Raw genomic sequence first — 24,678 nt, forward strand, 5'->3', positions numbered from 1 at the left:
TTTCAGTCAGACCGACTTTTCTCGTTCACCTGCTCTCGTCGTGTCGATATCAACGGCTGGTCACCAGCGTGCCAGACTGATCGAGATCATGCATCAGGTATTCGGCCACCAGTTCTTCGTCGATCGCCCGTCGAGCGTTTTGCATGCCCGAAGTCAGCTGCTCATCCCACAGGCAAAGAACCGTCACCTCTGGCAGCAAGCGGCACTGCCCTTGCACCAGATCCAATGCGGCGGCGTAATCGGCTGCGCCAAAGCGCCAAGGTCTGGCACCGTGCTCACGCAGCATGTGATTGCCGATATGGATGCCTGGCCAATCAAAATCGCCATGGTAGTACAAATTGGCTCCGGTGCGCGTCAGCTGGTTCAACAAAGTACGCTGGGCTGCAGACGGCATGCCGTCGGTGCAGACCAGTGGTGCGCATCGGCTGCCGAGGCAGTCGGCGGCGATGGCCAACAAGTTGGGATTTTCGCAAACGAAGACTTTGCAGTCCTGTACGGCGTAGCGGGGAGTAGCGCGCAGCAGGTTACGCAAGGACAAATATCCTGGCTCTCCCGGGATGCCGATGCCAGGCAGATTGAGGAACAGGGCAGGGCGGGCCAGTTCATTCACCAGTACCTGGGCACTTGCCCATAATTCACGATTGCTTGCACTTGCATCTTCAACGCCTTCCTGCGCCGATTGATATGGGAGATTCCGTGACTGTCTCAGCGCGGCCAGTACCAGTGTTGCCACCGGACGGCCGTCGTCTAGAGCATGGGCGTCTCCCAACGATATTGCGGCAAGTTGCGCGCGTGTGATTCCCGCTGCTGGCAAACGCCGCAGTACCGTGTGCACCTCCTTTAGCAAGCGCGCCGCGCTGGCATGTTTTGGCCCCGCGAGGCGTTTTAGCAGGCGCAGCCCACTTGATGTATTCAATAAGGAGCTCAGTGCTGGATGATCTTGGTCGTCGATTAATTGTTGCCAACCGGCGTGTATGGCTGCGCGCACGCCGGCACGATCGATGATGGGACCATCGATCGCTTCCAGGGCCGCGCGCAAGGAAGCGCATACTCCAGCCCTTTGCAATGCGAGGTCTATCATCGGCACATCGATTTGCATCGACGCAGAGAAACGTGAAGAGCTGCCTTGCAATGCTGCCAGCGCGGCGTGTTCGACTTGTGTTAGATCCACGATGCGGAACGCGGGCATCGGTATTTCTGCGGCCATCCGTTCATAGCGTTGTCGCAAACGCTTGCGTAGCGGTGCGAGCGACTCGCCGCCGAGCAGGCGTGCCAGGCGTGGTTCAAGGCATGTCATTTGGCATATCCTTGCCAGCGGCTAGCTGTCCTGGTTTGTCCGTTGTTTCAAATCGGCGGTCGGGATCGTCGTGGTGCGTACGAGCCCGGCCATCCCACGTCCAGCGCGAGACATGGACGGCATCGATGCCTTCGCGCCGCTGCAGCTGGCAGATAGCGACGCCTGGCAGTTCGGCATAACATGCCCATTCGCGCTCGCTGGTGATGACGAAGTCCAGATCGAATTCACGGATCAGCCCCATGCAGTTGGCCCGCGCGGCATCGTCAATGCCGGCGAAAGCTTCATCGAGCAACACCAGACGGGGCGCATGCGGGTTGCCCCCTTGTGTGTAGTAGCTCGACACGGCGGCGAACAGGGGAACCGTCAACCCCAGCGCACGTTCGCCGCTGGAGGCAGGACCGGACAGTGTGCGCCACTGATTATCCTGCCACCGCATCACACGGAAACGGTGCCAGCGCCGATAATCGAGCGCACGCGTAAGCTGATCGAGCAGACTGCCGTCGCCCAGGTCGTCGGAACGGCTGCGTTCGATGCTGATACGTTGATGCAGCATGTCGCCGATCACGCTGCGGTCCTCGGCCGACCAAAGGTCGGTACTGGTGTTGAGTAGCCTTTTGCGTGCCGCCTCCAGGCCGACCGGCGCGCCCTGCGTACCTTCCTGTAAAGGTTCCCATTTCAAGCGAAATCGTACGCCGGTTGAGGTCGGCCGTTTTTCCAATTCTTCGTTGATCGCCGCAACTTGCCGCTCCGCGTCCTGCAACAGCTTTTGAATCGCTGCCGCGATCTCCGCTTGCAAATGATTTTCCAGCACTTTGCGCTCTTCGGCCGTCAACAGCGCGCGCCGTTGCTCGATTTCAGCCTGCAATCGTGTGCTGAGCTGGTCCGGCCGTTCTGGGCGGTTCTGATAGACGATGGTGACGATCAGGCCATAATCGCTGGTGTCTCCCAGTGCCTGGTGGCCCAAGGCGCTGAGTGCTCTGCCGAGTTCGCTGTAGTCATGCGATATCTGGTTTTGCACGCGGTTCCAGGTGTCCTCATCGTCCTTGATGCTATTCAGTCGCTGCTCGGTATTGCGTGCCAGTGTCAGCGCCGGATCAATGGTCCAGGCGGTGTTGGTATCGGGAATATCGTCATCCGGCATGGCCACCGCCAACAGGCCTGTCGCCGCAAATTGCTGCAGTTTCACAATGGCATCCTGGCGCGCCGACAATCGGTCCGCCAGTAACGCTTGAGCAGCCTGGATTTTTTGGTCGTTACGACCGCGTTCTTCACTTGCGAGCCGGTAGGTTTCACGGCATCGCTTGTCGAGTTTCTCTCCGTCCCTCACCTGATCACGGGTATCTTGGAGGCGGCTTTGCAATTGCTGTACCTGCACGCCTACGGAAGCCAACAATGTTTCATGCCGGATGCGCGCTTCCTGAGCCTCGGCATCGCGCTCAGCCGATGCCTGGACAGCGGATTCGGCGTCAAGCCGTGCTTCGTCCTGTCGAATCTGCTGATTTTCCAGTTCGGTCATCGTCTGCCGCATTTCTCGAATGCCCTGAAACAGGTCAGACAGTGTATTCGCCAGTCTTTGCAGGTTGTCACCGACCGCTTTCAACACGTCGATGGTGGCAGGCAAGTGCAGGTCGGCGGCATCGCGGGCCAGGTCCTGACGAGTCATCTCCAGTTTTTTCAGGGCCAGCGATACCAGCCGGGTCGCCTGTTCGAGTCGTGTCCTTGCCATATTGAACTCGCGTGACCGGCTGATTGCTTCGGCATGGGCGTTGCGCAGCAAGTCATCGGTGGGTGCATTGCGCCATTCATCAAGTGCCTGCTGGCGCTGCCGTGCAAATTGCGCGAAGCGTTGCTCCAGCAGCGACAGTTCATTATCGATCTGGGTACACCTGTGTGCGATATCTTCAAGCCGGTGCTGGCGGGCTGCCGCACGGGCAGCATGGCCGATATGGATTGCTTCCGGCTTGGACCAGTCACCGGCAAGGGCACCGAGCCGGAAACGGCCATCGTATGATATCCAGGCCTCGGTATCGCCGGTATCGTTGGTGTTGCAAGCGATACCTTCGAGCAGGCGGCATACCGTTGACGCCGAGATGGGAGCGTTGGCGCTGTGCAAGTGGTCTGCAGCCTGCAGGCACGCTGCTAGTGACTGCGCTTGGGGGGGCCGTTCCAGCCAGAATGTATCGTGCAGAACAGTTTCGTTTTTTTCGTTGAATACCTTTCCGTCTGGCATCACCCAAGCGTCGAGCAAACCGGCAGCCTGCAGCGCCGCTTCGATGCCGGCTTGCGAGTTGGCATTGAGCGTATCGCGAAAATCGACCAGTTGCCACAAGGGCGCGCCACTCTTGCCGTCGCGTGCTTTGGTCGTTCGGTATGGGGACGCTGGCGGCGCCGTGTCCCCGCCAGCCGCGAGGCGCTGGCTTTCGCTTTGCAAGGTGAAGCGTTCGTCCAGCAATAACTGCCTTATGTTGGTCAAGTCCGCGTGAGTTCGAGCGTGGCGGTCACTGGTCATTTGCTGGGCGCTAAGCAATGCCAGGCGTGCCGGGTTTTCGCCTTGGGGATTGGTTACCCATGTTGCCAAGGATTCAAGAAAATCCTCGGGTGTGTCGGGTTGCAGTTGCTGCAGGCTGTCAAAGTGCGATTGCCAGCGATCGATCACATTGCTGCCTTCTTGCTCTACTTGCAGATCTGCTTGCGTGCGTTGTTCACTGGCGATGTTGACTTCCTCCTGCCGCTCGCCGTGGGCTTGCAGTTGCTGGCGCCAGGTTTGTTCGGCACGCTCGACGTCGCCGCAGCGTCGCTGTATCAGTACGATCTGTTCGCGCCGTGTTGCAACCGCATGGCGCAGCTCGTCATGCGCGCCATCGATGGCTTGCGTCGCCATTGCCGCCAAGGCGTAAAGGTCAAGGGCAAGCAGCGGGTTTTCCGTGCACGGCTTCGCTATTCCCGCGCCCTCGGCCGTGCTGGTGATGATTTCACGCGTTATGGCCAGTTGCCGCTCGGTTTCTTCGACGCGTGAGGCGCGTGACGAGCTGGCATCGGCTTCTCGCACCAGCCGTGCCTGTGCTTGAACAAGATTTTTCTGTGCCTCGATTGCTGCCTTCTGACGGGCCTGTGCGTCGCGCAAAGCGAGTTCAAGCCGCTTGGCATCTGCGGTAGTCGGGTCATCGAGTAATTGTTCAAGCGCAATCCGGCTGGCCGAAAGTACTTTTTCTGCCTGATCGCATGCCGTTTTTGCCTCCAGCTCGTTCGCCTGTGCAGCTTCCAGTGCCTCACGTCCGTCGTTCAAGCTCCGACTGGCCTTGTCGAAACCGGTCTGCGCAGCGCGCAGCAGGCCGGCCTGACGCCTGGCCTGGGTTGAAGCATAGACTTTGTAGCGTTGGTTGAACTGGCCAACCGCACGCTCCAGTGCTTCGTATTCCGTCAGTTCTTGCCGATATTCATCGAGCTGGTTCAGTGCCTCAGCGACATCGGTCAACAATTCGGACGACATCGGCGGCAGCGCCTCCGTCAAGGCGTTTGACAGGCTGGCCTCGTCCGGCTTCTTCGACAACTGTGGCTGGCGTAGCTGGATCAAGGTGTCCATCAGAGCCGCGTAGCGCACCGCGCCCAAATGGAACAGCCGTTCGTCGACTGCGCGGCGATAAACCTGTGCCGTTTCGTACACCTGGCCATGCCCTGCGAGTTTCTCTCGCAAGCGTTCTTTGGTCAGTACCACGCGCTGTGTACTGGTCAGCCACACATCCTGGCCGATGCGCTTGCCGTCGAGCATGAAAAACCAGCTCTCCACCTGGGGACGTGCTGCCGCAGCGAGCATGCCGCAGCCGAGGGTCAGATATTCGGGTATGTCATGCTCGGACATGCGTCCGAACTCTATCCAGGTATAGCCCATGCGGCGCTCATGACGGCCGAGAAGCAGGTTCCAGGCCATTTTTTTCCCAGAGTCACCATCGGGTTCGATGCGTGATGACTTCAGTTGGGCGTCAAATAAAAAGGGTAGGGTCAGCGACAATACCTTGGATTTACCAGTACCATTGTTGCCACGCAATAGCAAGTGGCCATCGCGAAACCAGAATTCCTCGCTATCGTAATGAAAAAGCTCGACGACGCCGATGCGCAGCGGCTGCCAGCGAATACGGACGGGTACCGGCAACGCCGGTTTGTCAGATAAGCTCATGTTGGCCCGAATAATGAAAGTGCGTCTTGTCCGACATACGCTTGATTTCGGTTTGTCCGACGGCGTAACGTGCCAGCGCTGGCAAGGGCAGCACCTTGTCGCCGGTGTAGGTGATCAGTTGCAGCTTTTGCAGCTTGTCCAGAGCGATGCCGGCCAATTCAACTTCCGCACCGGGTATCCTTGCCGATTTGCGCCAGAAGGTGCTGTAGGATTTTTTGGCTTCGGCAAGAAATGCGGTGATCTCGTCGAGTGCCGTCAGCACATCGTCAGCACCCCGGTCGCGGTGCCGGTTTGCAAGAAATTCGGCTACCAGCAAGGTCACGTGCGCTTCGGTTCCCTCCGCCGGCATGGCGATATCGGTCAGCGTCTCTTCCGCATCGATCAGTGCCAGACCCTCTGCGCGCTGCTCGGGGAGCAAATCCGTGGCGTCGCACAAGCGTGAAGCCATGGCACCGCGCTGGTTCATGAAGTAAGCCCGCAGTTCGGCATCGAGCGTGTCGAAATAAACCACAGGATCGTCGAGCAGGCGGCGCGACAGATGGTGGCGCAAGGCGGTACGCCGTCCCTCATCGCTGTCGGTGACGTGTTCTCCGACCATGGCGCTGATACGCTCGTCCAGCGTCACGGGAGCGTCCTGTGCGCTCCAGGTTGACGGGCCTCGCACGGCTGCTAGCATACCGGCCAGCGCACGCCGATGCACATCATACAATGCATCGGCGCCGCCATGGTCGCCGCCGCTGCGCAGAAAATCTTCCTCGTCTCCGGCCACCTTGTGCAAGACGCCAAGGTCAAGCAGGGTACGGCAGATCGCTACCAGTTCACGGCGTTCATGCTGGGCCTGCAAGTCAAAGCGGAACCCGCGCTGCAACAAAGTGGGTTCGGTGGCAAGCGACAACAGACGGTCGCCCAGCAAACGTAGCGTAATTTGCGGGTCTGCCCGTTCCAGCACGGCGCAAGCAAGGCACAGCAGCACGTAGCGCCGAACGTCATAGTCAGGTAGGCCGCGGCTTGCATCGCGGAGGTCGGCGGGGCGCTTGTACAGCCGCGCACAGTCGCGTTCGATGTGCAGCGGCCATCCTGTTTCGCGTGAGAACCATGTGCGCAGCTCGTCAGCATGACGGCGTACCAAAAGGAAATCAGGATGGGCAGGTGTCATGAGCGGTACCATCAGCAAGGCGCGCAGCGCGCGGGCGCGTTCTTCGTGATAGTGCCTTTCTTGTTGCTGTCCAATATGACGGTTCACTATGGTGTTGCCTCTCCAGAATGAGTTATTGTGATGACATGGTCCCGGCCCGAGAAAATGCCTGACGGCGTGCGCACTTCGGCATAAGAGCTTGCATCGAGTGGCGCCAGATGAATACGCAACAGGCCGTCGCTGCTTTGCAGTTCTACCGCCTGATCGGGTGTTGCCTGTGCCGTCAGTGCCTCGCCCAGCAAGCGCAGGAACAGCTCGAAGGCATGGCGGTCGAGTATGTCCAGCTCGGACAAGCGCGTCATTTTTCCATTTGCCAGCTGTGTTCTTGCCGCCTCGATCTGGGCGTGCTCCTCGCGGAACTGGGCTGCCAGCAAGCGACGTTCCTCATTACGTTCCTTGACGCGCGGCAGGGCGCTGCGCGGCGTCGCTTCGCCATACTCGCGCAGACGTGGATGAATTTGCATGGTCGGCGCATCGGCCCATCGGGTACTCGCCGGCAGATCTTCCGCCTTTTTGTCGCGTGCAGGATCAGCAAAATAATGGCGGGCGGGGTTTAGCGCAAAGGCGGCGCGTGCCAGTCTGTGGCTCTCCGCGTCGCTGGCGCAGGCTGCAAACCAACCGGCCAGCATGCGAAAGTCGGACGAGCGGTCGCTGCGTCCGCTGCGCCGCTCGTTCAGTGCGGATATGGCGGAGAGCAACTGGGGAATGGCCGAGCGTGCCTTGGATCGCAATAGCTCAGCTTGGGGCGCTTCCTGCCCCGCGCTGACGAACCAGCGGCGCAGGCCTTTCCAGCGTTCGCGCCATGCTTGCCATGCGCGCGTGACGGCATTGGCATGTTCAAACGTATCGCCTGGGGCCGCGTCGCGTGCTTCCCGCTGCGCCACCTGCCACAGCAATGGATCAATCTCGGATGACAAGGTGATGATATGTTCGGCGATGGTGCCGGAACGTACGACCAGATCGCCGATAAACCGCTCAAGATAGTCGATCAGACGATTTTTATAGGCGAGTATAGCGCCGGGTTCGGCGTGTTGCAGCTCTATACTACGTCCGATGCCAGCCATGAAAGCTTGGGCATTCTCTGCGAGGCTCTCGAATACCCGCACCAGATCGCGCAAGGTTTCGTGTACCTTGGCAACATCGAGCGACGAAGCGCGCGCTAGTAGTTGCAAGGTATGCAAGCGATTCGCAATGTCTTCCAAAGCAACAGTCTGGAGCTCGGCACGCTGGCGCAATGTCCGTGCAAATTCCGCCAATGCCGATTCCACTGCCTCGCCTCCGCGCGAAAAACGATACAGAAAGCGCGCCCGGTAGAAATCGTTGATGCTCGACACGCGGGCGGTATCTGGCTGAGATTCCAGATTACCCCAATCGGTCAATTGTGCCAGTGCCATTTGAATTTCGTCGATACGCGGTGGAGTTCCCTCCCATTGACCTTCTTCAAGGACTTCGTCTGGCCGCAGGTGCAATCGGAATTGCCGCTTGGCGGCGGCGAAGCTGTCCATGATATGACGGTAAAGTAATGATTTTTCTGCACTGACGTGCCTGAACAAGTCGGCTGTATCCGGAGTGACGCTCATGAGTGATTTCATCCCTTGTCATGGCACGGCATTATCTATCTCATCGAGGCGCGTATAGTTGTGGAATCGCATCAGCAAAAAGTGTACCTGTAAGTTACTTTTTTGGCAATTCATTTCACGCTGTTCAATGCATGTTTTTTTTGATCACCAGACTGTAACGATGCTGCAAGGTTAACGTTGGAAAATGCCAGCGCCTTCTGCCGCATCGCCAGCGCCGCGCCGACAAACAGCACCATGCTTGATGCCAGCAGGCCGTGCTCCAGCCCTGCCGGTCCATCGGCGATCCAGCCAACCAGCACCGGCCCGGCGATCTGGCCGAACGCGAACACGGCGGTAAAGGCGCTGATGCCGGCCGGCCACGATGGCGGTGGCAGGTTGTGCCGCACCAGCGCCGTGGTGGAGGCCACCACCGACAGGAATACGGCGCCGAACACCAGGCCGGACAGGAAGATCAGCGGCACCGCGCTGGTAAGAGCCGGGATCAGCGTGGCCGCGCCCAGCAGCGCGTTCAGGATGGCCAGCGACTGGCCGCCCTTGTTGCGATCTAACATGCGGGCCCAGATGCGCGAGGAGGCCATCACCGCCAGCCCCAGCAAGGTGTAGAACACGGTGATCAGTTGCTGCGACATGCCCTGCTGCCTGAGCAGGGCGACGACAAACGTCATGTAGCCGATATAGCCGGCGCCGAACATGAAGTAGGCGGCCAGGCCATAGGCAAAATCCCTGACGACAAAGCGTTGCGCCTGGCCCTGCATCAAGCGCGCTTCGCCGATGCTTCTGGCGGGCCGCGCCATCAGGGCGGTGGCGAGCAAACAGGCGGCGCCGAGCGCCAGCCAGGCCCATTGCCAGCCGTGCGCTGCGCCATGCTGCCGGGCCGACGCCAGCGCGGCCGGCACCAGCAAGGCCGACAGCGCGATGCCGACACCGGTACCGCCGTAATACAGGCCGATGATAAAGCCGGCCTTTTCGCGCTGTAGCGAGCCAAGCCGGGCGGCCAGCACGCCGCCGGCGATAAAGATAAAGGCGCTGGCCACGCCGGCGCACACGCGCTGCAAAAACAGGGCGGTGGTGTCGCTGACAAAGCCGGACATCAGCATGAAGAGGCTGGCCAGCACGCTGCCGGCCATCAGCACGCGCCACACGCCCAGGCGGCGCAGCAGGGCCGGGGTGGCCAGGGCGCCGAGGAAATAGCCCAGTGCATTGCAGGTGTTCATGGTTCCGGCCAGCAGGTAGGACCAGCCCAGGTCGTCGCGCATGGGCGGCAGCAGCAGGCCGAAGGAAAAGCGCGACAGGCCCAGCGCCACGGCGGCGCCCAGGGACAGGGCCAGCGCGGTGGCCAGCGGATGCGAAATGGTGGCGGAAGGTGTGTTCATGGCCCTCCAGTGTAGCCAATCAGGCGACGTTGGCGCGCGCTTTGGCGCTCTGGCGCCGGGGTTTGACCGCCGCCACCGTCAAACTGACGCACCATTGCCACACCGGCTATGCCGTCTGGCCCAGGCCGGTGAGGTGCGCCAGGGTGTCGGCCGCATTCATGGTCCTGGCCAGGGAGACGGCCGTCATGCCGCGGCTGTCGACGGCATCGATGCGGGCGCCGTGTTGCAGCAGCAATTGAACAATCGCCAGGCGGTTGAACATGGCCGCCATCATCAGCGGCGTCTTGCCGTCGGGGCTGCCGCCTTCGACGCTGGCGCCATGCTTGAGCAGCAATGCGGCGATTTCCGGGTAGCCCTTGTAGGCGACGCCGGCCAGCGGCGTCTGGCCGGCGTCGTTGGGGACATTGGCGTCGGCGCCCGCTTCGAGCAGCAGGCGCGAGGTGTCCAGGTGGCCGTGGTAAGTGGCCAGCATGATCAGGCTGTCGCCCTTTTCATTGCGGAAGTTGACGGGAACGCCTTTGGCGACGAGAACGCCCAGTTGCTCGGCGTCGCCCTCGCGCACCAGCGCGAACAGGCCGCGGATGAATTCCAGCGTTTCCGCATCCATGGCGGGTTTGGTCGGTGTGTCGGCGTTCATGGGATTCTTTCAGCAAAGGTCGAAGCGCGCAGTTTACTATGGGCGCGGCAGTGATGCAGGGTGCATGCCTGCATCGCTGCCATGCCGGCTATTTCACCACGCCGCAGGCCATGCGCGCGCCGCCGCCGCCGAGTTTTGCAGGGTGGTCGCTATGGTTGTCGCCGCCCACGTGCACCATCAGCGCGTGGCCCTTGAAGTCGCCCGCTTTCAGGCGCGGCGCCAGCACCGGGTAGGTGGCTGTACCATCGGCGGCGACATGGATGGCGGGCAGGTCGCCCTGGTGTCCGCTGTCGTCGTAAGGGCCCTTGTGGGCGCCGGTCTTGGCCGGATCCCAGTGGCCGCCGGCCGCGCCCGCCGGCGCGGGCTTGCCGTCGGTCATGCTGGCGTCGCACGACGGTTTTTCGTGCAGGTGAAAACCATGCGTTCCAGCCGGCAAACCTTTCAGGTCCGGGGTCAGCAGGGCGCCGTAGCTGGTCTGCGAAATGCTGACCGTGCCGGCCGGCTGCTCCACGCCATTGGGGCCGACGAACGATAATTCCACGGTTTGCGCGTGCGCCAGTTGTGCACCGAGCAGCAAGGCGGCTGTGAACAAGATTTTCATGTTTTTCTCCCGAAATTGAGTGGTTGAACAGATGGCAGATGCTGCGGTGATTGTCGCACTTCTTGTAGATGAGCCCCGTTCGGCAGGTAACAGAGCACTAGTCAGGGAAGCTTGTGCATCTTCGCCTTGCGCATGTCGGAGAGCCCCACTGTGTGATGGCCGCCGGGCTCGACGGTGACGGTCAGCAGCTCATAGGTTTTCACCATGTTCAACAGCCCAGAGTGGCCAAAGTTCGTCGGCGAAAAGCCGGAATCGGTGCGCTTCAGGTACTGTCCCAGCGCGGCCAGGCCAATTTTTCCCTCCGCTGCGTCGCCGACCAGTAGCCTGACCGCATCAACCACCAGCAGCGGGCGCTGCTTGACACTTTCCCTGGGTTTGGGTGGCGCGGCATCGTGTGGCGCTGGCGAGACGATGATGGGCGTGGGCTGCGCCGGGCTGGCGGCAGGTTCCGGCGTCCATTCGAAGAATTGATCGCTGGCGTTGCGCAGCGCCGACGGGGTCTTGGCTTCGCCGACGATGCAGATCGACGCGCCGCGCTCGCGCAGCTTGCGGCACAGGTAGGCAAAATCCGAATCGCTGGTGATCAGGCAGAACACGTCGGCTCGCTGGTCAAACATGGCTTCCATGGCATCGAGTGCCAGCGCGATATCGGCCGTATTCTTGCCGCTGGCATACTGGAATTGCAGGCAGGGCGTGAACGCCTGTTCCACCAGAGCCGCTTGCCATTTGGCGCTCAGGGTCGTATGGTTGCCATAGCCGCGCCGCAGGACGACGCGACCAAATTGGGCCACCATCCTGAGCGCGTAAGCGAGAATGGCGGGACTGGTGTTGTCGCAGTCCACCAGGACGGCGACACGGGTTTCTGCCGGGCTTGAAGGTACATTCACCGCAATTTCCTCTGCTCAATGGTAATGCCAGCCTGTGGCTGGCAGCGAAATTCCATTTTTGCATTGTAATGTGACAGTGCCGGTAGTTAAGCAAGTACGCATAAATTCTTGTGGATTCTGACTTCCATAACCGGCGCTCTGCAAGGTGGCCGACGAGGCGTTGCCCGCTGCTCGCAGTGCTCGCACTGCGTCGCATCGGGCGCCTTTGCGGGAGTATCGCCTTGCAAGGCGATACCGTTGCGCAGGCGCGGGACAGGTCCCGCGAATTCCCTGCTCCGCCATCCGGTTCTGTTCGTCATAATCTCACAATAATTTCTTGGCACTTACTTAGTTGCTGTAATTTAAGAATTTTTCAATATTGCGGAAAATGAGCAAAGACAAGAAATTTGAACGCGGCGGCACGTGAGCATCAAGCCTGGCCCGGCGCCGCAATCGAGCTGAGCAGTTTTCTGACCGCGCCATGTGCCATCACGATCTCGGGCGCGTCGTGCAGCAGCGCGTTGTACCTGGTCTGGAACTCCTTGTCGCCGTTTTCCGATGGTCCGATCAACGCTTCGAGCGCGCGGCGGTAGGTCAGGGCGACGGCGGGGGAGACAGGCTCCGGCTCGTCCAGGCGCTCGTCCATTTGCGCCATCAGGCCGGACAGCTTTTGCAGCCAGGCAAAATGCGGGTGGTTGGTGACCAGTTGCAGCAATTCCAGCGGGCTGCCGACGGCGCCAAAATATTGGGTTTCCACGTTGATCAGGTGTTTGTGCAGGTCGCGCAGGGCGCGCGCCAGGGCGATCAGGCGGGCGCGTTCGGCCAGGTCGTTGTCAAGAGAGGTCATGCGTGGCTCCATGGGTGGCGATGGCTCAGTGTAGCGGGAATGACGCTTGTTTGTGCCTGTCTTTGGGTCAGTTGGCATCATCTGACCTGGTCTTTTGGCAGGCGGCAAGCGCCTGTTTGTGCGTCAGCATGGTTTTATTTATGCAGACATCATGAACAAAAGCCGCGTGGAAGCGTTTACCGATGGGGTGGTGGCCATTGCGATCACCATCATGGTGCTGGCGCTGAAGGTGCCCACCGGCCCCCATTGGACCGAAGTGCTCGAGATGGCGCCGGTACTGTGCGCCTATCTGCTCAGCTTTGTGTATGTCGGCATCTACTGGGTCAACCATCATCATGTGCTGCAACTGGCGCGCCAGGTCAACGGGCGCATACTGTGGACCAATCTGCACCTGCTGTTCTGGCTGTCGCTGGTGCCGCTGGTGACTGCCTGGGCCGGCAACTATCCTTTGATCGCGGCGCCGATGGCGCTGTACGGCGTGGTGCTGCTGATGTGCGCGATTGCTTTTCGCATGCTGGTACGCTCGCTGGTAGACAACGAAGGGCCGGATTCGCCGCTGGCGCAGGCGCTCGGCCATAGCCGCAAGAAGGAATGGTCGATTGCGCTGTATATCGCGGCGATCGCCTTGTCGCTGTGGCATGCGCCGGCCGGCGCCGCCATCTATGTGGCGGTGGCCATCTTGTGGTTGATTCCGCAGCGCAGGAAGGAAACCCCGCAATGAACCTTTTTTCAAGGAGAACAGCATGAGCCAGGCTTGCCAGCATTTGCACGATATCCATACCCGTGGCGCCAATTCGGCGGGCTGCGAGGAATGCCTGAAGACGGGCGACGAGTGGGTCCACCTGCGCGTGTGCATGGTGTGCGGCCATGTCGGCTGCTGCGATGATTCAAAAAACAAGCATGCCACCAGGCATTTCCATGAAACCCATCACCCCATCATCCGCTCGAAGGAGCCGGGCGAGACCTGGGGCTGGTGCTATGTCGATCAATTGTTCTACGATCCGATCTGACCGCTCCGGTCTTGCAATTTCACGCCCAGCATGTCGAACAGGTCTAACTTCGCGGGAAACTTGTTATTGTTGGTGACGTCGGCAATCGAACCCTTCGTCGGCCCGGTGTTGCCGGGCGAGTGGTTGAAGTAATTGAAGTCGAGCTTGATCTTGTCCTGCAGGTCGCTGGCGTAGTTTTCGGGATAGGCGGCTTTTTCCAGCTGCGGCAGATTGTTGTAATGGTCCAGCACGGCGCTGAAGAACTTCGTCATCTTGCCCGTGTTGTTATATTCCTGCATGGCCTGGCTGACCACCTGCTGGCGCCAGGCTTCTTCTTCCCGATAAGCCTGGGTGGCGGCGGCGCGGCGCTCATTGATGGTAAACGTGCCGCTTTCGTCATGCGAAATGGTCGACAGCTGCTCGCTCGACAGGCCGGCAAACGGATTGGAGCCCTTGCCGTTGACAAACGCGGTGGCCGCCGTGGCCGAGCCTGCCGACGCTTTGTCCTCGGGCTGGGGCAGTTGCGCGGCGGCGGCCGTCTTGTGTGCCGTGTCCAGTTCGTAGAATACTTTTCTATCGTCGGCAATCAGCTGGTCTTGCAGCGCCTTGTGGTCGAGCCCCTTCAGGCGCTCGCTCGTATGTTCGGCCGCTGCCGACAGGCGTCCGGCCAGGGTGGAGATGGAGACGCCGTCCGCGACCGCGCCCAACGCCGCGCCCGCCAGAGTTTTCTGTGGCTTGGCCTCAAGGCTTTCCGTTTTGTTGACGTTCACTTGACGCGCAGTGTTTGCCGCCGCAGAGATGCTGACCATGTTGTTCTCCTGATTAATTTACAAAAAGGATAACATAAGGCAAGATCGTGCGGCGGGTGGCGGCCTGCGCCGCCGTCTGTTTTTTTGTTACTGCGCCTTGCCGCTTTGCGCCGCCAGGTGTTCGCCGATAAACCAGCTTTGCAGTTCATTGCTGCGCACCACCTGGCTGACGATCAGATCGTTGCTGCCGTCGTCGCCCACGTCGGCGGCAGCGCGCGCCAGCGGACGCGCTTCGAGCAGGATGGTCTCATGCGCATCCAACAGGCGCGACAGCTGCGCCAGCGCCGACTCGCGGCCGCGCGGCGCGCGCGCGATCGACGATTCATCGACCACGTCCTGCGCCAGCGCGAACGTCACGCCGCCCAGGGTCTGCACGCGCTCGGCAATCGCATCCATGATCAGCACTTGCTCGCCATAGTGCTTGTCGAACAGCAGGTGCAACTGATGAAAGGTGGCGCCCGAGGTCTGCCAGTGGGCCTTCTTGTAGGCGTCGCGGATGGCCATGGTGTGGGCCAGCAGGCGGTTCAGCGCGTGCACGCCCTGGGCGCGTACTTCGGCCGACAGGCCGATGCGCACGTTGGCGAGGGAACCGAAGTCTTGCAGGATGTCAGGTGAGGTGCTCATGATGTGCTTTCAAAAGTAGGTGATGCAAATGAAAAACAGCCGTCATAAAAATGTGCCGGGGTTTAATGCAATGCCATGCTAGCGCCACGGCAGGCTGGACACGACTATCGGAAGACCAGTTACGCCAGCTGCAGCATGCCGCGCCGGTTGGCCAACATCACCGCTTCGGTGCGGCTGGCGGCGTTGAGCTTGGCGAGGATATTATTGATATGGAATTTCACCGTGCCCACGCCGATGCCGGCCACGCGGGCGATCAGCTTGTTGCTCATGCCGGTCGCCAGGTGGGCCAGGATTTCATGTTCGCGCGTCGACAAGCCGCTGCCGTGCACGCGGCCGGCCAGCTTGGCCGACAGGCCCGGCGCCAGGTATTTTCCGCCCGCCAGCACGCAGGCGATGCAGTCGAGCAGCTCGGTGAACGGCGCGTTTTTCAGCAGATAGCCGCTGGCGCCGGCCTGCATGGCGCGGTGCACCATCTCGTCGCCTTCGTGGGCGCTCAGGATGATGATGCGTGCCTGCGGATGCTGGCAGCGGATGCGCTGTGTCGCCGCGACGCCGTCGCAGCCGGGCATGCTCATGTCCATCAGCAGCACGGCAGGGCGCAGCCGCTGATACAGAGCGATCGCCTGTTCGCCGTCCGTCGCCTGTCCCAGCAGGGCAAAGTTGCCTGTCGACTGCAGCAGCGAGGCCATGCCGGCGCGGATCAAGGGATGGTCGTCGGCGACTGCGATGGTGGTCAAGGTGGTGCTCAGTTCGGTGTGCATGATGAAGTCCGCGCGGGTTGGTTCGATGCAGCCATTTTGCGAAACGCCCGCGTGCTTGCCTAGTCATACGTGGGTATAGGTGGGGCGTGTGCACGGGCAAGCACCGGCTTTCCATCAACCTTGGTATGAGCAGGCATACCCAAGTTTGATGCCTTGCGGGTTTATTGTGTATTGGCCCGCCAAAACTATACTTTCGTATAGCGCGCTTATCTTTCTTGCCATATTAGAATGCCGGTGAAGAAGCTACGAAAGGTCAAACAATGGCACGTGTTCCCGGCAGTCCCTTGCTTTCCATCCTGCTGGTCTGCGTCACGCTGCTCATTTTCGTGGTCGACGCCTTTACCGAGCTCGATGTGGCCATCGCTGTCATGTATGTGGTGGTGGTGCTGCTGTCGGCCAGCGTATGGGCTCGCCGCGGCGTGATCCTGACCACCGTGCTGTGCCTGGCGCTGACCTTGCTCGCCTACGGCATGATCCATGTGTCGATCTTTTCCGGGCCCGCCTCGGGCCGGCTGATGGTCAGCCTGGCGGCGATCGGCATCACGGCCTTCCTGGCGCTGACTGGCCAGGCAGCCACCGAACGCCTGCTGGCGCGCGAGCAGGCGCTGCGCCGCAGCGAAGCCTTCCTTGCCGGCACCCAGCGCATCAGCAAAACGGGCAGCTTCAGCTTTGCGGCGCCCGAGGCGCGCCTGTACTGGTCGGACGAGGCGGCGCGCATCTACGGTTATCCGGCCAGCGATGCGCCCACCGTCGAGATGCTGGTCGAGCGCACCATGCCTGAGGACCGGCCGCTGGTGCGCGCGGCCGTCCGGCAGGTCATGCGCTGCGAAGGCGAACTCGATCTGCGCCACCGCCTGCAACTGCCCGACGGCGCCATCAAATACGTGCACGTGCTGGCCCAGCCCACCTACGATCAGGCCGGCCACTGCGAATACCTGGGCGCGCTGATGGACGTGACGGCCTCGGTGCTGGCCGAACAGGCCCTGCACGAATCGCAGGTGCAGTTGGCTCACGTGACGCGCGTGACCATGCTGGGCGAACTGGCCGCCTCGATCGCGCATGAGGTGAACCAGCCGTTGGCGGCGATCGCCACCAATGGCGAAGCGAGCCTGCGCTGGCTGAACCGCCCGCAACCGAACCTGGAAGAAGCCCGCGCGGCGATCGGCAGCCTGCTCGAAGCGAGCCGGCGCGCCACCGAAGTGATACAGCGCATCCGCGGACTGGCGCGGCGCAGCGATCCGCATCACCGGCCGCTCGACTTCAATGCCGTAGCCGAGGAAGCGGCGGCCCTGGTGCGGCGCGAACTGAGCAGCCACGCCGTCAGTCTGAAGCTCGACCTGGCGCCCGGCTTGCCGCCGGTGTATGGCGACAAGGTGCAGCTGCAGCAGGTGCTGATCAACCTGATGATGAACGCCATGCAGGCGATGCAGGACTGTGCGCCTGGCCAGGCGCAGCTGCTGCTGCACACGGCCATGGACGCCAATGCCGGCGCCGGTGACGCGGTGCAGTGCGATATCACCGACAGCGGTCCGGGCATCTCCAGCGAACACCTGCCGCATCTGTTCGAGGCGTTTTTCAGCACCAGGGCCGACGGCATGGGCATGGGCTTGCCGATCTGCCGCTCGATCGTCGAAACCCACGGCGGGCGTATCTGGGCCCGCAGCGCGCCGGGCATGGGTGCGACCCTGTCGCTGTCGCTGCCGACGGCCGCCACCTTTGCCACGCAGGCCGCATGAACAGCACGGCCTTGAGCGGGGCGCCGGCCGGCCTGGTACATATCGTCGACGACGACGCGCCGCTGCGCGCCGCCATTTCCAGCCTGCTGCGTTCCAGTGGCCTGGCGGTGGCCGACTACGCCTCGGTGGCGCAGTTCCTGGCTCAGCCGCGCGCGCAAGTGGTCAGTTGCCTGCTGCTCGACGTGCGCCTGCAGGGCGTGTCCGGCCTTGATTTTCAGGCCGAACTCAAGCGCGACGGCGTGCACCTGCCCATCATCTTCATGACCGGCCACGGCGACATCCCCATGTCGGTGCGCGCGATGAAGGCGGGTGCCCTCGATTTCCTGGCCAAGCCCTTCCGCGACCAGGACCTGATCGATGCCATCAACCTGGCCCTGGGCGCCGACCGCGAACGTCGCGCACGCGAGCAGGCCGCGCAAGGCCTGCACGACCGCTACGCCAGCCTGACCCCGCGCGAGCGCGAAATCATGGCCCTGGCCGCGAGCGGCCTGATGAACAAGCAGATCGCCGGCGAGCTGGGCACCAGCGAAATTACCGTCAAGATCCACCGCGGCAACGCCATGCGCAAGATGCAGGCGCGCACGTTTGCCGACCTGGTCAGGATGGCCGAGGCGCTGGGGATCGACACGGCAAGGCGCCAGTCATCAAAGTGAGCTCCCTATACCCTTGTATGATTTCGCGTTGGCGTACCACCCTGTATCGTTCTCCCATGCTTGAGATGGCTCTCCGTTGCCATCCTTACCAGGGAGTTTGCAGTGTCCGAATCCGTTACCAACCAGGTCCATATCGCCGTCATCGATGACCATGAATCCGTGCGCAGCGCGCTGGCCAGCCTGTTGCGCTCGTATGGCTACCTGACCAGCAGCTTCGATTGCGCCGAAAGCATGCTGGCCGGCGCGCCGTCAGAGCGTTATCAATGCATCGTCACCGACCTGCAAATGCCGGGCATGAGCGGCATCGAGCTGCTGGAGCAATTGCGCCGGCAGGGCAGCGAGACGCCTTTGATCATGATCACGGCGTTTCCCGAGCCGGCGGTGCGCCAACGCGTGCTGCAGGCGGGCGCCACCTGCTTTCTCGGCAAACCGTTTCAATCGAACGACCTGGTGCGCTGCATCCGCCAGGCCTGCAAAGCGCTGTAACACCCGAGTAACCACCCCAGGAACCCTTCATGCGTACGGTCTTTCCCCCTGCCGTCGCCCGTCTGCTGCCGCGCCTGCCGTATGCGCGCTGGTGTGTTCATGTCTTGCTGATGCTGGTGATCGCCGCCAGCATCGGCCTGTCGGTGGTGATGGAGCGCGCCAGCAGCGGCATCCGCAACAGCGTCGGGCCACTGCTGGAACAGGTCCGTGATGGCGATGGCCACGGTGTGCAGCAGGCGATCCATGCTGACGGCGAGGCGGCCGAGAAAAACGCGCTGGGCATCACGCGCCTGGTGCACCTGTTCGACCTGCTGGCGCTGCTGAGCAGCGGCTTTTTGCTGTATCACGTGCGGGCCCGCTACCGGGTCGAGCAGCAACTGGCGCACCAGGCCGGCCACGATCCGCTCACGGGCCTGGCGCACCGGCGCTCGTTCGAAGCGCGCCTGCGTGGCCTGCCGGCCACGCCGCACGCGGTGGTGCTGGGCACCATCGACCGTTTTGCGCGCATCGTCGGCGGCCTGGGACACAGCTTTGGCGACCACATGATCGTCGGCCTGATGAAGCGCATCGGCCAGGCGGCCGAAGGCAGCGGCGGCGAAGTGTACCGGCTCGACGGCGCGAACTTTGCGATCCTCTACCAATGGCCGCGCGACAGCGCCGAATTCGAGGCGGCCGTCTCGGCGCTGCGCGATGAAGTGAACCTGCCTTACAGCTGGCAGGGCCATGAAATCTTTACCAGCCTGAGCCTGGGTGCCGCCAGCTACCCGCTGCATGGCCGCGACCCCGAAGCGCTGCTGCGCAATGCCGACGCGGCGCTGCAACTGGCGCGCCGCGCCGGCGGCGATACCCTGGTGCATTACTCGGAAGAGATCAACGCCCAGGCCGCGCAGCGCATCGCTACCGAAGCGGCCCTGCGCCACGCCGTCGAGCGCGGCGAACTGGAACTGCATTACCAGCCGCAGCAGGCGCTGGACGACGACGCGCTGGTCGGTGTCGAAGCGCTGCTGCGCTGGCGCCGCGACGGCAAGCTGGTCGCGCCCGACCAGTTCATCCCCCTTGCCGAAGAGTCGGGCCTGATCGTGCCCATCGGCAACTGGGTGCTGGAAGCAGCCTGCCGCCAGCTGCAGGCCTGGCAGCGGCAGGGCGTGGCGGTGCCGGTGGCCGTCAATATCTCGCCGCGCCAGTTCGCCGCGCCCGGCTTTTTGTCGCACCTCGAAGCGCTGCTGGCCAGCAGCGGCGTCGATCCAAAGCTGCTGGAACTGGAAATTACCGAAGGCGTGATGATGGAGGACGCGGAAAGCGCGATTGCCCTGCTGCGGCAGTTGCGCGCGCTGGGCCTCGGCCTGGCCATCGACGACTTCGGCACCGGCTATTCCAGCCTCGCGTATCTCTCCCGCTTCCCGATCGACAAGCTCAAGATCGACCAGTCCTTTGTGCGCAATATGGCCAGCGTCGGCGAACAGCGCGCCATCGTGCAGGCGACCATCGGCCTCGGTCACAGCCTGGGCCTGTCGGTGATCGCCGAAGGGGTGGAAACGCACGAGCAGCGCAGCCTGCTGTGCGCCTGGCGTTGCGACCAACTACAGGGTTATTGCTACAGCCGGCCACTGCCAGCGGCGGCGGCCACCCGATTTTTACAAGACAGTTACCAGCAACACGCTGCATAAACCATGAAAGGGACACAGATCATGAACGCCACCTTACCTGCACCATCGTCGGCCATCGACGAACCCGATGATGAAAAGATCGAAGTGGCGCGCATCCGCATCGGCCGGCAGAACCAGCAAAGCGCCGTGCTGGGCGCGTTTCGCGAGGCCGACCGCCTGCTCGGATCGTGGGTGCACGGCGCCGGCGACCAGGTCGACATCGATTTCGAAGTGACTTTCAACGACGGCTATGTTTTCAAGGGCCGCTATGAATTCTGGCGCAAGTCGCGCCGCCGCCCGTCGCTCACGCGCCATGTGCTTGAATCATTCCTGGCCCTGTGGCAGGGCGGCGGGGGCGACATGTCGCGCTATGCGGTCAGCAATAGCTGAACCGGCTTCGTTGTTGAAGTACAGGTGCGCACGCTCTTTTACAGTGCGGTTTTGCAACTTTCGTGTTCGGCATACACCGCTTGTCCGTCAGGGAGCAGCACGGTGATGCGGCCCAGCGTTTCACCATGCAGATCGCCCGGCCCATCTGCCACGCGTGGCTCGAACTGAAACACCCGTGCTTCGCTGCCGCTGCCCGTTTGCAAGGTGGCGGCCAGGCTGGCGTTCAGCCATCCGGCGCTGCTCAGTACAGCGAGCAAGACGGCAGGCAAGTGCAATCGTTTCATGGAGTAATTGCTTTTGGGTAAAGGGGCAATGCTGTTATCAATCCAGGCGATTGCCGTCAGTTTCGTGCAAAAAGTCCCCGGACACGCCGCCAAACGCCAGCGCCAGCGCCTGTGCCTCCATCGGCCGCGCAATATGGTAGCCCTGCAGGTAGTGGCAGCCCATGGCCTTCAGGATAGCCGCCTGCGGCGCCGTTTCCACGCCTTCTGCCACCACTTGCATGCCCAGGCTGCGGCCCATGGAGACGATGGTGGCGGCCAGGTTGCGGCCCCGCTCGTTGTGCTCGATTTGCATGACAAAAGATCGGTCGATCTTCAGCGTGTCGAGGCGAAAGCGCGCCAGGTAGGCCAGCGAGGAATAGCCGGTGCCGAAGTCGTCCAGCGACAGGCTCACGCCCAGCGCTGACAAGCGCGACAGCGCCACCTGCACCTTGTCGGTATCGTCGAGCAGGACGCGCTCGGTCAGTTCGAGTTCCAGCCGCCGCGCCGGCAGGCCATGTTCGTCGAGGGCGCTGCGCACCTGATCGATAAAGGTGCTGTCGAGCAACTGCCGTGCCGACACATTAATGCTGATCACCAGTTCTCCCAGCCCGCCATCCCATTGCGCCAGCTGGCGGCAGGCTTGCCGCAGCACCCATTGGCCCAGGTCCACGATCAGCTCGCTGTCTTCCGCCACCGGGATAAAACGGTCGGGCGCCACCACGCCCAGTTGCGCGCTGTGCCAGCGCAGCAGCGCTTCGACCTTGCGCAGCTGGCCGCCGTCGGCCGTGACGATGGGCTGGTACAGCAGGTGCAGCTCATTGCGGGCGATCGCGCTGCGCAGCGCGCCGTCGATGGTCAAGGCTTCCCTGGCATGGGCCGTCATGGCGTCGTCGAAAAAGCGCAGCTGGCCGCGACCGGCCTTCTTGGCCTCGTACATGGCGATATCGGCATCGCGTATCAGCGCGTCGGCGCTGGCGCCATGCCGCAGATGGCAGGCCACGCCGATGCTGGCCGAGACCGACAGCGTTTGTTGTGGCAAGGCGAACGGGGCGGCCACGGCATCGAGCAGGCGCTGGCCGTAAATGCGTGCCATGGCCACGCCGGCGCCCGGCAGCACGATAATGAATTCATCGCCGCCGAAGCGCGCCAGGATGGCGTTCTCCGGCAGCAGGCCTTGCAGGCGCTGCGCGAACTGGCTCAGCAACTGGTCGCCCGTTTCATGGCCGAAGGTGTCGTTGATGCGCTTGAAGCGGTCCAGGTCGATGAAAAACAGTGCGCAGTCACCGGCCACCTGCCGTGCCTGTTCCACGCAGCGTTCCAGCGCCTGGATCAGGCCATGACGGTTGAGAAAGCCCGTGACCGGGTCATGGTATGCCGCGCGATACAGCAGCGCATCTTTTTTTTGCCGCTCGCTGATATCGAACAGTTGCACCATGCAATATAGCTGGCCGCTTTCGACATAGGGCGAGGCGATCATTTCCAGCGGCACTTGCTGGCCGTTCGCCAGTACGATGGTGGCTGTTTCGATGAATGGATACGCGCCGTGCGCCGCCTCGAAACGCCGGAAATAGGCGGCGGCGGCATCGCGCGAAGGGAACAGCCGCTGGTCGGCCACGTGGCTGCCGATCAGCGTGCTGGCGTGCGCCTGGCCCAGCAGCGTGGCGCAGCGTTCGTTGGCCACCCGGATATGGCCGCTGCTATCCTGGATCAGGAAGCCGCTGCTGAGACTGTCGATGGTGTGCACATAGCGGTGCTGGACTTTTTCCTGTACCGCATGGATCACGCACAGCATGGTAATGGTCTTGATGGTGATCGAGTAGGCGAACCAGGATTCGTAGGCGACCGGTACCCAGCCCAGCGCGTTGGCCAGGTTGAACAAGCCACGCACGATCAAGGCAATGCCCAGGAAACGGTAGCGGTTGCGATGCAAACCCAACCTCAGGCCCGACCACAGCATCGCCGCACCCAGCATGGCGGCCGTCATCCATTCCGCGCGCTGCGGCTGGCCGTGCCATAGTCCATACAGGCCGATGACGCCCAGGCCGCATGCCAGCGCCATCGGCCGCAGATGGCGCCGGTGCAGATGGCCAAGAAAATACTCCGTACCGCCGACAAAGCCCGCCACGGCGCCGCACAAGCTTATCGCGGCAAACAGATGGTGCATCGATGACTGCGCGCCCAGAATCCAGCTGGCCGAACCGAAGCTGAGCGACAACTGGCCGCAGGCCCACCACAACGCATGCCATTCGCTGCGCTGCCTGACCCACAGGAACAACAGGAGCGCGATCAGGATGGCGTCTGCCGCCAGGGAAAACAGGATATAGGTCTGTGGTGCCATGGATGATCGGATTAGCGCCAGGACGGCAGGAGGATGTCCATGACAGCCTCATCTTAACCCAGGCCATGGGCTTTCGGTAGGGCAACGTTGCCTATCCGGAGCAGTGGCGAGAAGCGCCGTTGGCCACTTCATACGGATCGCGAAGTGCCGAACACTTCTGCGTCATCCGCTCCTGCCTCGACACGCTGCGCGAACATGGCCATGGCATGCTCACTGTCTTGAACGGGCCTTCGCCGGAAACGCGATTCAGCCAGCCCCCGGCTGAACAGTTACCAATATTTCATATATTTAAAAACAAGTAATGATTGTAAAAAATTTATTTTTACAAGGAAATATTTAGTTATAATAATCAAAGATATTGAAAATAAATAAATTCATGATGAAATTAAACTTGACATTGACATGTCGGTGAGATTCCTTTTTCAATATTTTCCGTGCGTTTTCAACTTTCTACCCGCTGTATTTTGCGCTGTCCGATTTGCGGGCGGCCTACCGCACCTATTCAACTTTTACTGCTGCTGTTGCCAGCCGGCATGCACGCTTGCTCGCAGCCGGTGGCGCCGCGTGCACGGGACTCATTGCCTTGAACGCCAAACTTCTTCCCCTGACCTTGCTTCTGCTGATCCAGGGCGCTTATGCCCAGCAACCGACCGCCGGCAGCCAGCTGCAGCAGATTCCGGTGGCGCCGCAGTTGCCGAAAGCCGCACCGGAGATCCGTGTGCGGCAGGGCGAGGTGCCGGCCACCACCGTCGGCGACAGCACCCGCATCAAGGTAGCGCGGCTGCAGGTCGATGCGCCACCGGTCTTTGCGGAAAGTGAACTGCTTGCCGCCAGCGGCTTCGTGGCCGGCAGCGAGCTGACCCTGGCCGAACTGCGCACTCTGGCCAACCGTATCGCCAGCCATTACCAGACGCGCGGCTACTTCCTGGCGCAGGCCTTCCTGCCGGCGCAGGACATCGAGGATGGCGTGGTGCGCATCACCGTGCTGCCCGGCCAGTATGGGCAAGTGCAACTGCGCAATACCAGCAATCTGTCGGACGCTCTGGCCAACACGATCCTGGCGGGCCTCGACGGAGAGGTGATCGCCACCACGCCGCTGGAACGGCGCTTGCTGCTGCTGTCGGACCTGCCTGGCGTGCAGGTCAGTTCGACCCTGGCGCCGGGGGCGTCGCTGGGCGCGTCCGACCTGATCGTCGACGTACAGCCGGGTTCGCGTTTCAACGGCAGTATCGACGTCGATAACCAGGGCAACCGCTATACCGGCCGCAACCGCTTCGGCGCCACCCTCAACATCAATGAGCTGGCCGGTATCGGCGACGTCGCCACCGTGCGCGCATTTACCTCGACCGACGGCCTGAACTATGTGCGCGCCGCCTACCAGGGCCAGGCCGGCCTGCTGCGCCTGGGCACGGC

The 24,678-nt window shown here is 62.0% G+C and carries 22 protein-coding genes; 8 read left to right on the forward strand and 14 right to left on the reverse strand.

The features are described 5' to 3' along the window. Positions 1-49: 49 nt before the first annotated feature. From CD932_RS23520 to CD932_RS23560, 9 genes are all read right to left on the reverse strand, one after another. Complete coding sequence (locus tag CD932_RS23520) at positions 50-1,297, reverse strand: TIGR02679 family protein (RefSeq protein ID WP_094445250.1); 1,248 nt, start codon at positions 1,295-1,297, stop codon at positions 50-52. Further along, complete coding sequence (locus CD932_RS23525; RefSeq protein ID WP_094445251.1) at positions 1,284-5,471, reverse strand: TIGR02680 family protein; 4,188 nt, start codon at positions 5,469-5,471, stop codon at positions 1,284-1,286. The genes CD932_RS23520 and CD932_RS23525 overlap by 14 nt, the downstream gene beginning before the upstream one ends. Continuing rightward, a complete protein-coding gene (locus tag CD932_RS23530; RefSeq protein WP_254926737.1) occupies positions 5,458-6,714 on the reverse strand; it encodes a TIGR02678 family protein in 1,257 nt (418 codons plus the stop codon). The genes CD932_RS23525 and CD932_RS23530 overlap by 14 nt, the downstream gene beginning before the upstream one ends. Then, the gene (locus CD932_RS23535; RefSeq protein ID WP_094445252.1) at positions 6,714-8,246 is read right to left on the reverse strand and encodes a TIGR02677 family protein; all 1,533 of its coding nucleotides are present in this window, start codon (positions 8,244-8,246) and stop codon (positions 6,714-6,716) included. Before CD932_RS23535 ends, CD932_RS23530 begins: the two co-directional genes overlap by 1 nt. A 110-nt stretch (positions 8,247-8,356) precedes the next feature. Continuing rightward, positions 8,357-9,619: a YbfB/YjiJ family MFS transporter gene (locus tag CD932_RS23540; protein WP_094445253.1), complete on the reverse strand. Its 1,263-nt coding sequence runs from the start codon at positions 9,617-9,619 to the stop codon at positions 8,357-8,359. 106 nt (positions 9,620-9,725) lie between these two features. Further along, positions 9,726-10,256, reverse strand: coding sequence for an ankyrin repeat domain-containing protein (locus CD932_RS23545; protein WP_094445254.1), 531 nt, complete (start codon positions 10,254-10,256; stop codon positions 9,726-9,728). A gap of 88 nt (positions 10,257-10,344) precedes the next feature. After that, on the reverse strand, positions 10,345-10,857 hold the full coding sequence (gene sodC, locus CD932_RS23550; RefSeq protein WP_094445255.1) for a superoxide dismutase family protein: 513 nt from the start codon (positions 10,855-10,857) through the stop codon (positions 10,345-10,347). A 101-nt stretch (positions 10,858-10,958) separates the two neighbouring features. Further along, positions 10,959-11,744 carry an NYN domain-containing protein gene (locus tag CD932_RS23555; RefSeq protein ID WP_094445256.1) on the reverse strand — a complete coding sequence of 262 codons (786 nt, stop codon included), beginning with the start codon at positions 11,742-11,744 and terminating at the stop codon, positions 10,959-10,961. Positions 11,745-12,153: 409 nt separating this feature from the next. Next, positions 12,154-12,570, reverse strand: coding sequence for a hypothetical protein (locus tag CD932_RS23560; RefSeq protein ID WP_094445257.1), 417 nt, complete (start codon positions 12,568-12,570; stop codon positions 12,154-12,156). Between the two features lie 151 nt (positions 12,571-12,721). On the opposite strand from CD932_RS23560, the gene CD932_RS23565 reads away from it, so the two are divergent. After that, a complete protein-coding gene (locus CD932_RS23565; protein WP_094445360.1) occupies positions 12,722-13,291 on the forward strand; it encodes a TMEM175 family protein in 570 nt (189 codons plus the stop codon). Positions 13,292-13,313: 22 nt separating this feature from the next. After that, positions 13,314-13,580: a UBP-type zinc finger domain-containing protein gene (locus CD932_RS23570; RefSeq protein WP_094445258.1), complete on the forward strand. Its 267-nt coding sequence runs from the start codon at positions 13,314-13,316 to the stop codon at positions 13,578-13,580. Here CD932_RS23570 and CD932_RS23575 read toward each other — a convergent pair. The 3 genes from CD932_RS23575 to CD932_RS23585 form a co-directional block, all read right to left on the reverse strand. Beyond that, positions 13,565-14,368 (reverse strand): hypothetical protein, encoded by an 804-nt coding sequence (locus CD932_RS23575; RefSeq protein WP_094445259.1) that lies wholly within the window; start codon positions 14,366-14,368, stop codon positions 13,565-13,567. The two genes, CD932_RS23570 and CD932_RS23575, sit on opposite strands and share 16 nt — an antisense overlap. An 87-nt stretch (positions 14,369-14,455) precedes the next feature. Further along, positions 14,456-14,992: a Dps family protein gene (locus tag CD932_RS23580; RefSeq protein WP_094445260.1), complete on the reverse strand. Its 537-nt coding sequence runs from the start codon at positions 14,990-14,992 to the stop codon at positions 14,456-14,458. Between the two features lie 119 nt (positions 14,993-15,111). Next, complete coding sequence (locus CD932_RS23585) at positions 15,112-15,753, reverse strand: response regulator transcription factor (RefSeq protein WP_094445261.1); 642 nt, start codon at positions 15,751-15,753, stop codon at positions 15,112-15,114. Between the two features lie 260 nt (positions 15,754-16,013). Between CD932_RS23585 and CD932_RS23590 the strand changes: the two genes are divergently transcribed. From CD932_RS23590 to CD932_RS23610, 5 genes are all read left to right on the forward strand, one after another. After that, positions 16,014-17,489 carry a sensor histidine kinase gene (locus CD932_RS23590; RefSeq protein ID WP_094445262.1) on the forward strand — a complete coding sequence of 492 codons (1,476 nt, stop codon included), beginning with the start codon at positions 16,014-16,016 and terminating at the stop codon, positions 17,487-17,489. Beyond that, positions 17,486-18,142 (forward strand): response regulator transcription factor, encoded by a 657-nt coding sequence (locus CD932_RS23595; RefSeq protein ID WP_094445263.1) that lies wholly within the window; start codon positions 17,486-17,488, stop codon positions 18,140-18,142. The genes CD932_RS23590 and CD932_RS23595 overlap by 4 nt, the downstream gene beginning before the upstream one ends. Positions 18,143-18,244: 102 nt before the next feature. Further along, entirely contained in the window at positions 18,245-18,628 is a 384-nt protein-coding gene (locus CD932_RS23600; protein WP_094445264.1) for a response regulator transcription factor, read from the forward strand. Positions 18,629-18,657: 29 nt separating this feature from the next. After that, positions 18,658-20,295 (forward strand): bifunctional diguanylate cyclase/phosphodiesterase, encoded by a 1,638-nt coding sequence (locus tag CD932_RS23605; RefSeq protein ID WP_094445265.1) that lies wholly within the window; start codon positions 18,658-18,660, stop codon positions 20,293-20,295. A gap of 21 nt (positions 20,296-20,316) precedes the next feature. After that, positions 20,317-20,664: a hypothetical protein gene (locus CD932_RS23610; protein ID WP_094445266.1), complete on the forward strand. Its 348-nt coding sequence runs from the start codon at positions 20,317-20,319 to the stop codon at positions 20,662-20,664. 38 nt (positions 20,665-20,702) lie between these two features. On the opposite strand, the gene CD932_RS23615 is transcribed toward CD932_RS23610, so the two are convergent. Continuing rightward, positions 20,703-20,948 carry a hypothetical protein gene (locus tag CD932_RS23615; RefSeq protein WP_141213357.1) on the reverse strand — a complete coding sequence of 82 codons (246 nt, stop codon included), beginning with the start codon at positions 20,946-20,948 and terminating at the stop codon, positions 20,703-20,705. Between the two features lie 37 nt (positions 20,949-20,985). Then, complete coding sequence (locus CD932_RS23620) at positions 20,986-23,265, reverse strand: bifunctional diguanylate cyclase/phosphodiesterase (protein ID WP_176461109.1); 2,280 nt, start codon at positions 23,263-23,265, stop codon at positions 20,986-20,988. A gap of 583 nt (positions 23,266-23,848) precedes the next feature. Here CD932_RS23620 and CD932_RS23625 point away from each other — a divergent pair. Continuing rightward, the coding region (locus CD932_RS23625) for a POTRA domain-containing protein (protein ID WP_141213358.1) at positions 23,849-24,678 on the forward strand (830 nt) is incomplete at its 3' end.

Origin of the sequence: Janthinobacterium sp. PC23-8, assembly GCF_002250505.1 — a bacterium.
Classification (GTDB): domain Bacteria; phylum Pseudomonadota; class Gammaproteobacteria; order Burkholderiales; family Burkholderiaceae_D; genus Janthinobacterium.

Excerpts from the sequence above, each read along its gene's own strand:
- CD932_RS23520 (WP_094445250.1), bottom strand. The coding sequence starts at position 1,297 with ATGACATGCCTTGAACCACGCCTGGCACGCCTGCTCGGCGGCGAGTCG.
- CD932_RS23525 (WP_094445251.1), bottom strand. The coding sequence starts at position 5,471 with ATGAGCTTATCTGACAAACCGGCGTTGCCGGTACCCGTCCGTATTCGC.
- CD932_RS23535 (WP_094445252.1), bottom strand. The coding sequence starts at position 8,246 with ATGAGCGTCACTCCGGATACAGCCGACTTGTTCAGGCACGTCAGTGCA.
- CD932_RS23540 (WP_094445253.1), bottom strand. The coding sequence starts at position 9,619 with ATGAACACACCTTCCGCCACCATTTCGCATCCGCTGGCCACCGCGCTG.
- CD932_RS23545 (WP_094445254.1), bottom strand. The coding sequence starts at position 10,256 with ATGAACGCCGACACACCGACCAAACCCGCCATGGATGCGGAAACGCTG.
- sodC (WP_094445255.1), bottom strand. The coding sequence starts at position 10,857 with ATGAAAATCTTGTTCACAGCCGCCTTGCTGCTCGGTGCACAACTGGCG.
- CD932_RS23560 (WP_094445257.1), bottom strand. The coding sequence starts at position 12,570 with ATGACCTCTCTTGACAACGACCTGGCCGAACGCGCCCGCCTGATCGCC.
- CD932_RS23565 (WP_094445360.1), top strand. The coding sequence starts at position 12,722 with ATGAACAAAAGCCGCGTGGAAGCGTTTACCGATGGGGTGGTGGCCATT.
- CD932_RS23570 (WP_094445258.1), top strand. The coding sequence starts at position 13,314 with ATGAGCCAGGCTTGCCAGCATTTGCACGATATCCATACCCGTGGCGCC.
- CD932_RS23575 (WP_094445259.1), bottom strand. The coding sequence starts at position 14,368 with ATGGTCAGCATCTCTGCGGCGGCAAACACTGCGCGTCAAGTGAACGTC.
- CD932_RS23580 (WP_094445260.1), bottom strand. The coding sequence starts at position 14,992 with ATGAGCACCTCACCTGACATCCTGCAAGACTTCGGTTCCCTCGCCAAC.
- CD932_RS23585 (WP_094445261.1), bottom strand. The coding sequence starts at position 15,753 with ATGCACACCGAACTGAGCACCACCTTGACCACCATCGCAGTCGCCGAC.
- CD932_RS23590 (WP_094445262.1), top strand. The coding sequence starts at position 16,014 with ATGGCACGTGTTCCCGGCAGTCCCTTGCTTTCCATCCTGCTGGTCTGC.
- CD932_RS23595 (WP_094445263.1), top strand. The coding sequence starts at position 17,486 with ATGAACAGCACGGCCTTGAGCGGGGCGCCGGCCGGCCTGGTACATATC.
- CD932_RS23605 (WP_094445265.1), top strand. The coding sequence starts at position 18,658 with ATGCGTACGGTCTTTCCCCCTGCCGTCGCCCGTCTGCTGCCGCGCCTG.
- CD932_RS23610 (WP_094445266.1), top strand. The coding sequence starts at position 20,317 with ATGAACGCCACCTTACCTGCACCATCGTCGGCCATCGACGAACCCGAT.
- CD932_RS23615 (WP_141213357.1), bottom strand. The coding sequence starts at position 20,948 with ATGAAACGATTGCACTTGCCTGCCGTCTTGCTCGCTGTACTGAGCAGC.
- CD932_RS23620 (WP_176461109.1), bottom strand. The coding sequence starts at position 23,265 with ATGGCACCACAGACCTATATCCTGTTTTCCCTGGCGGCAGACGCCATC.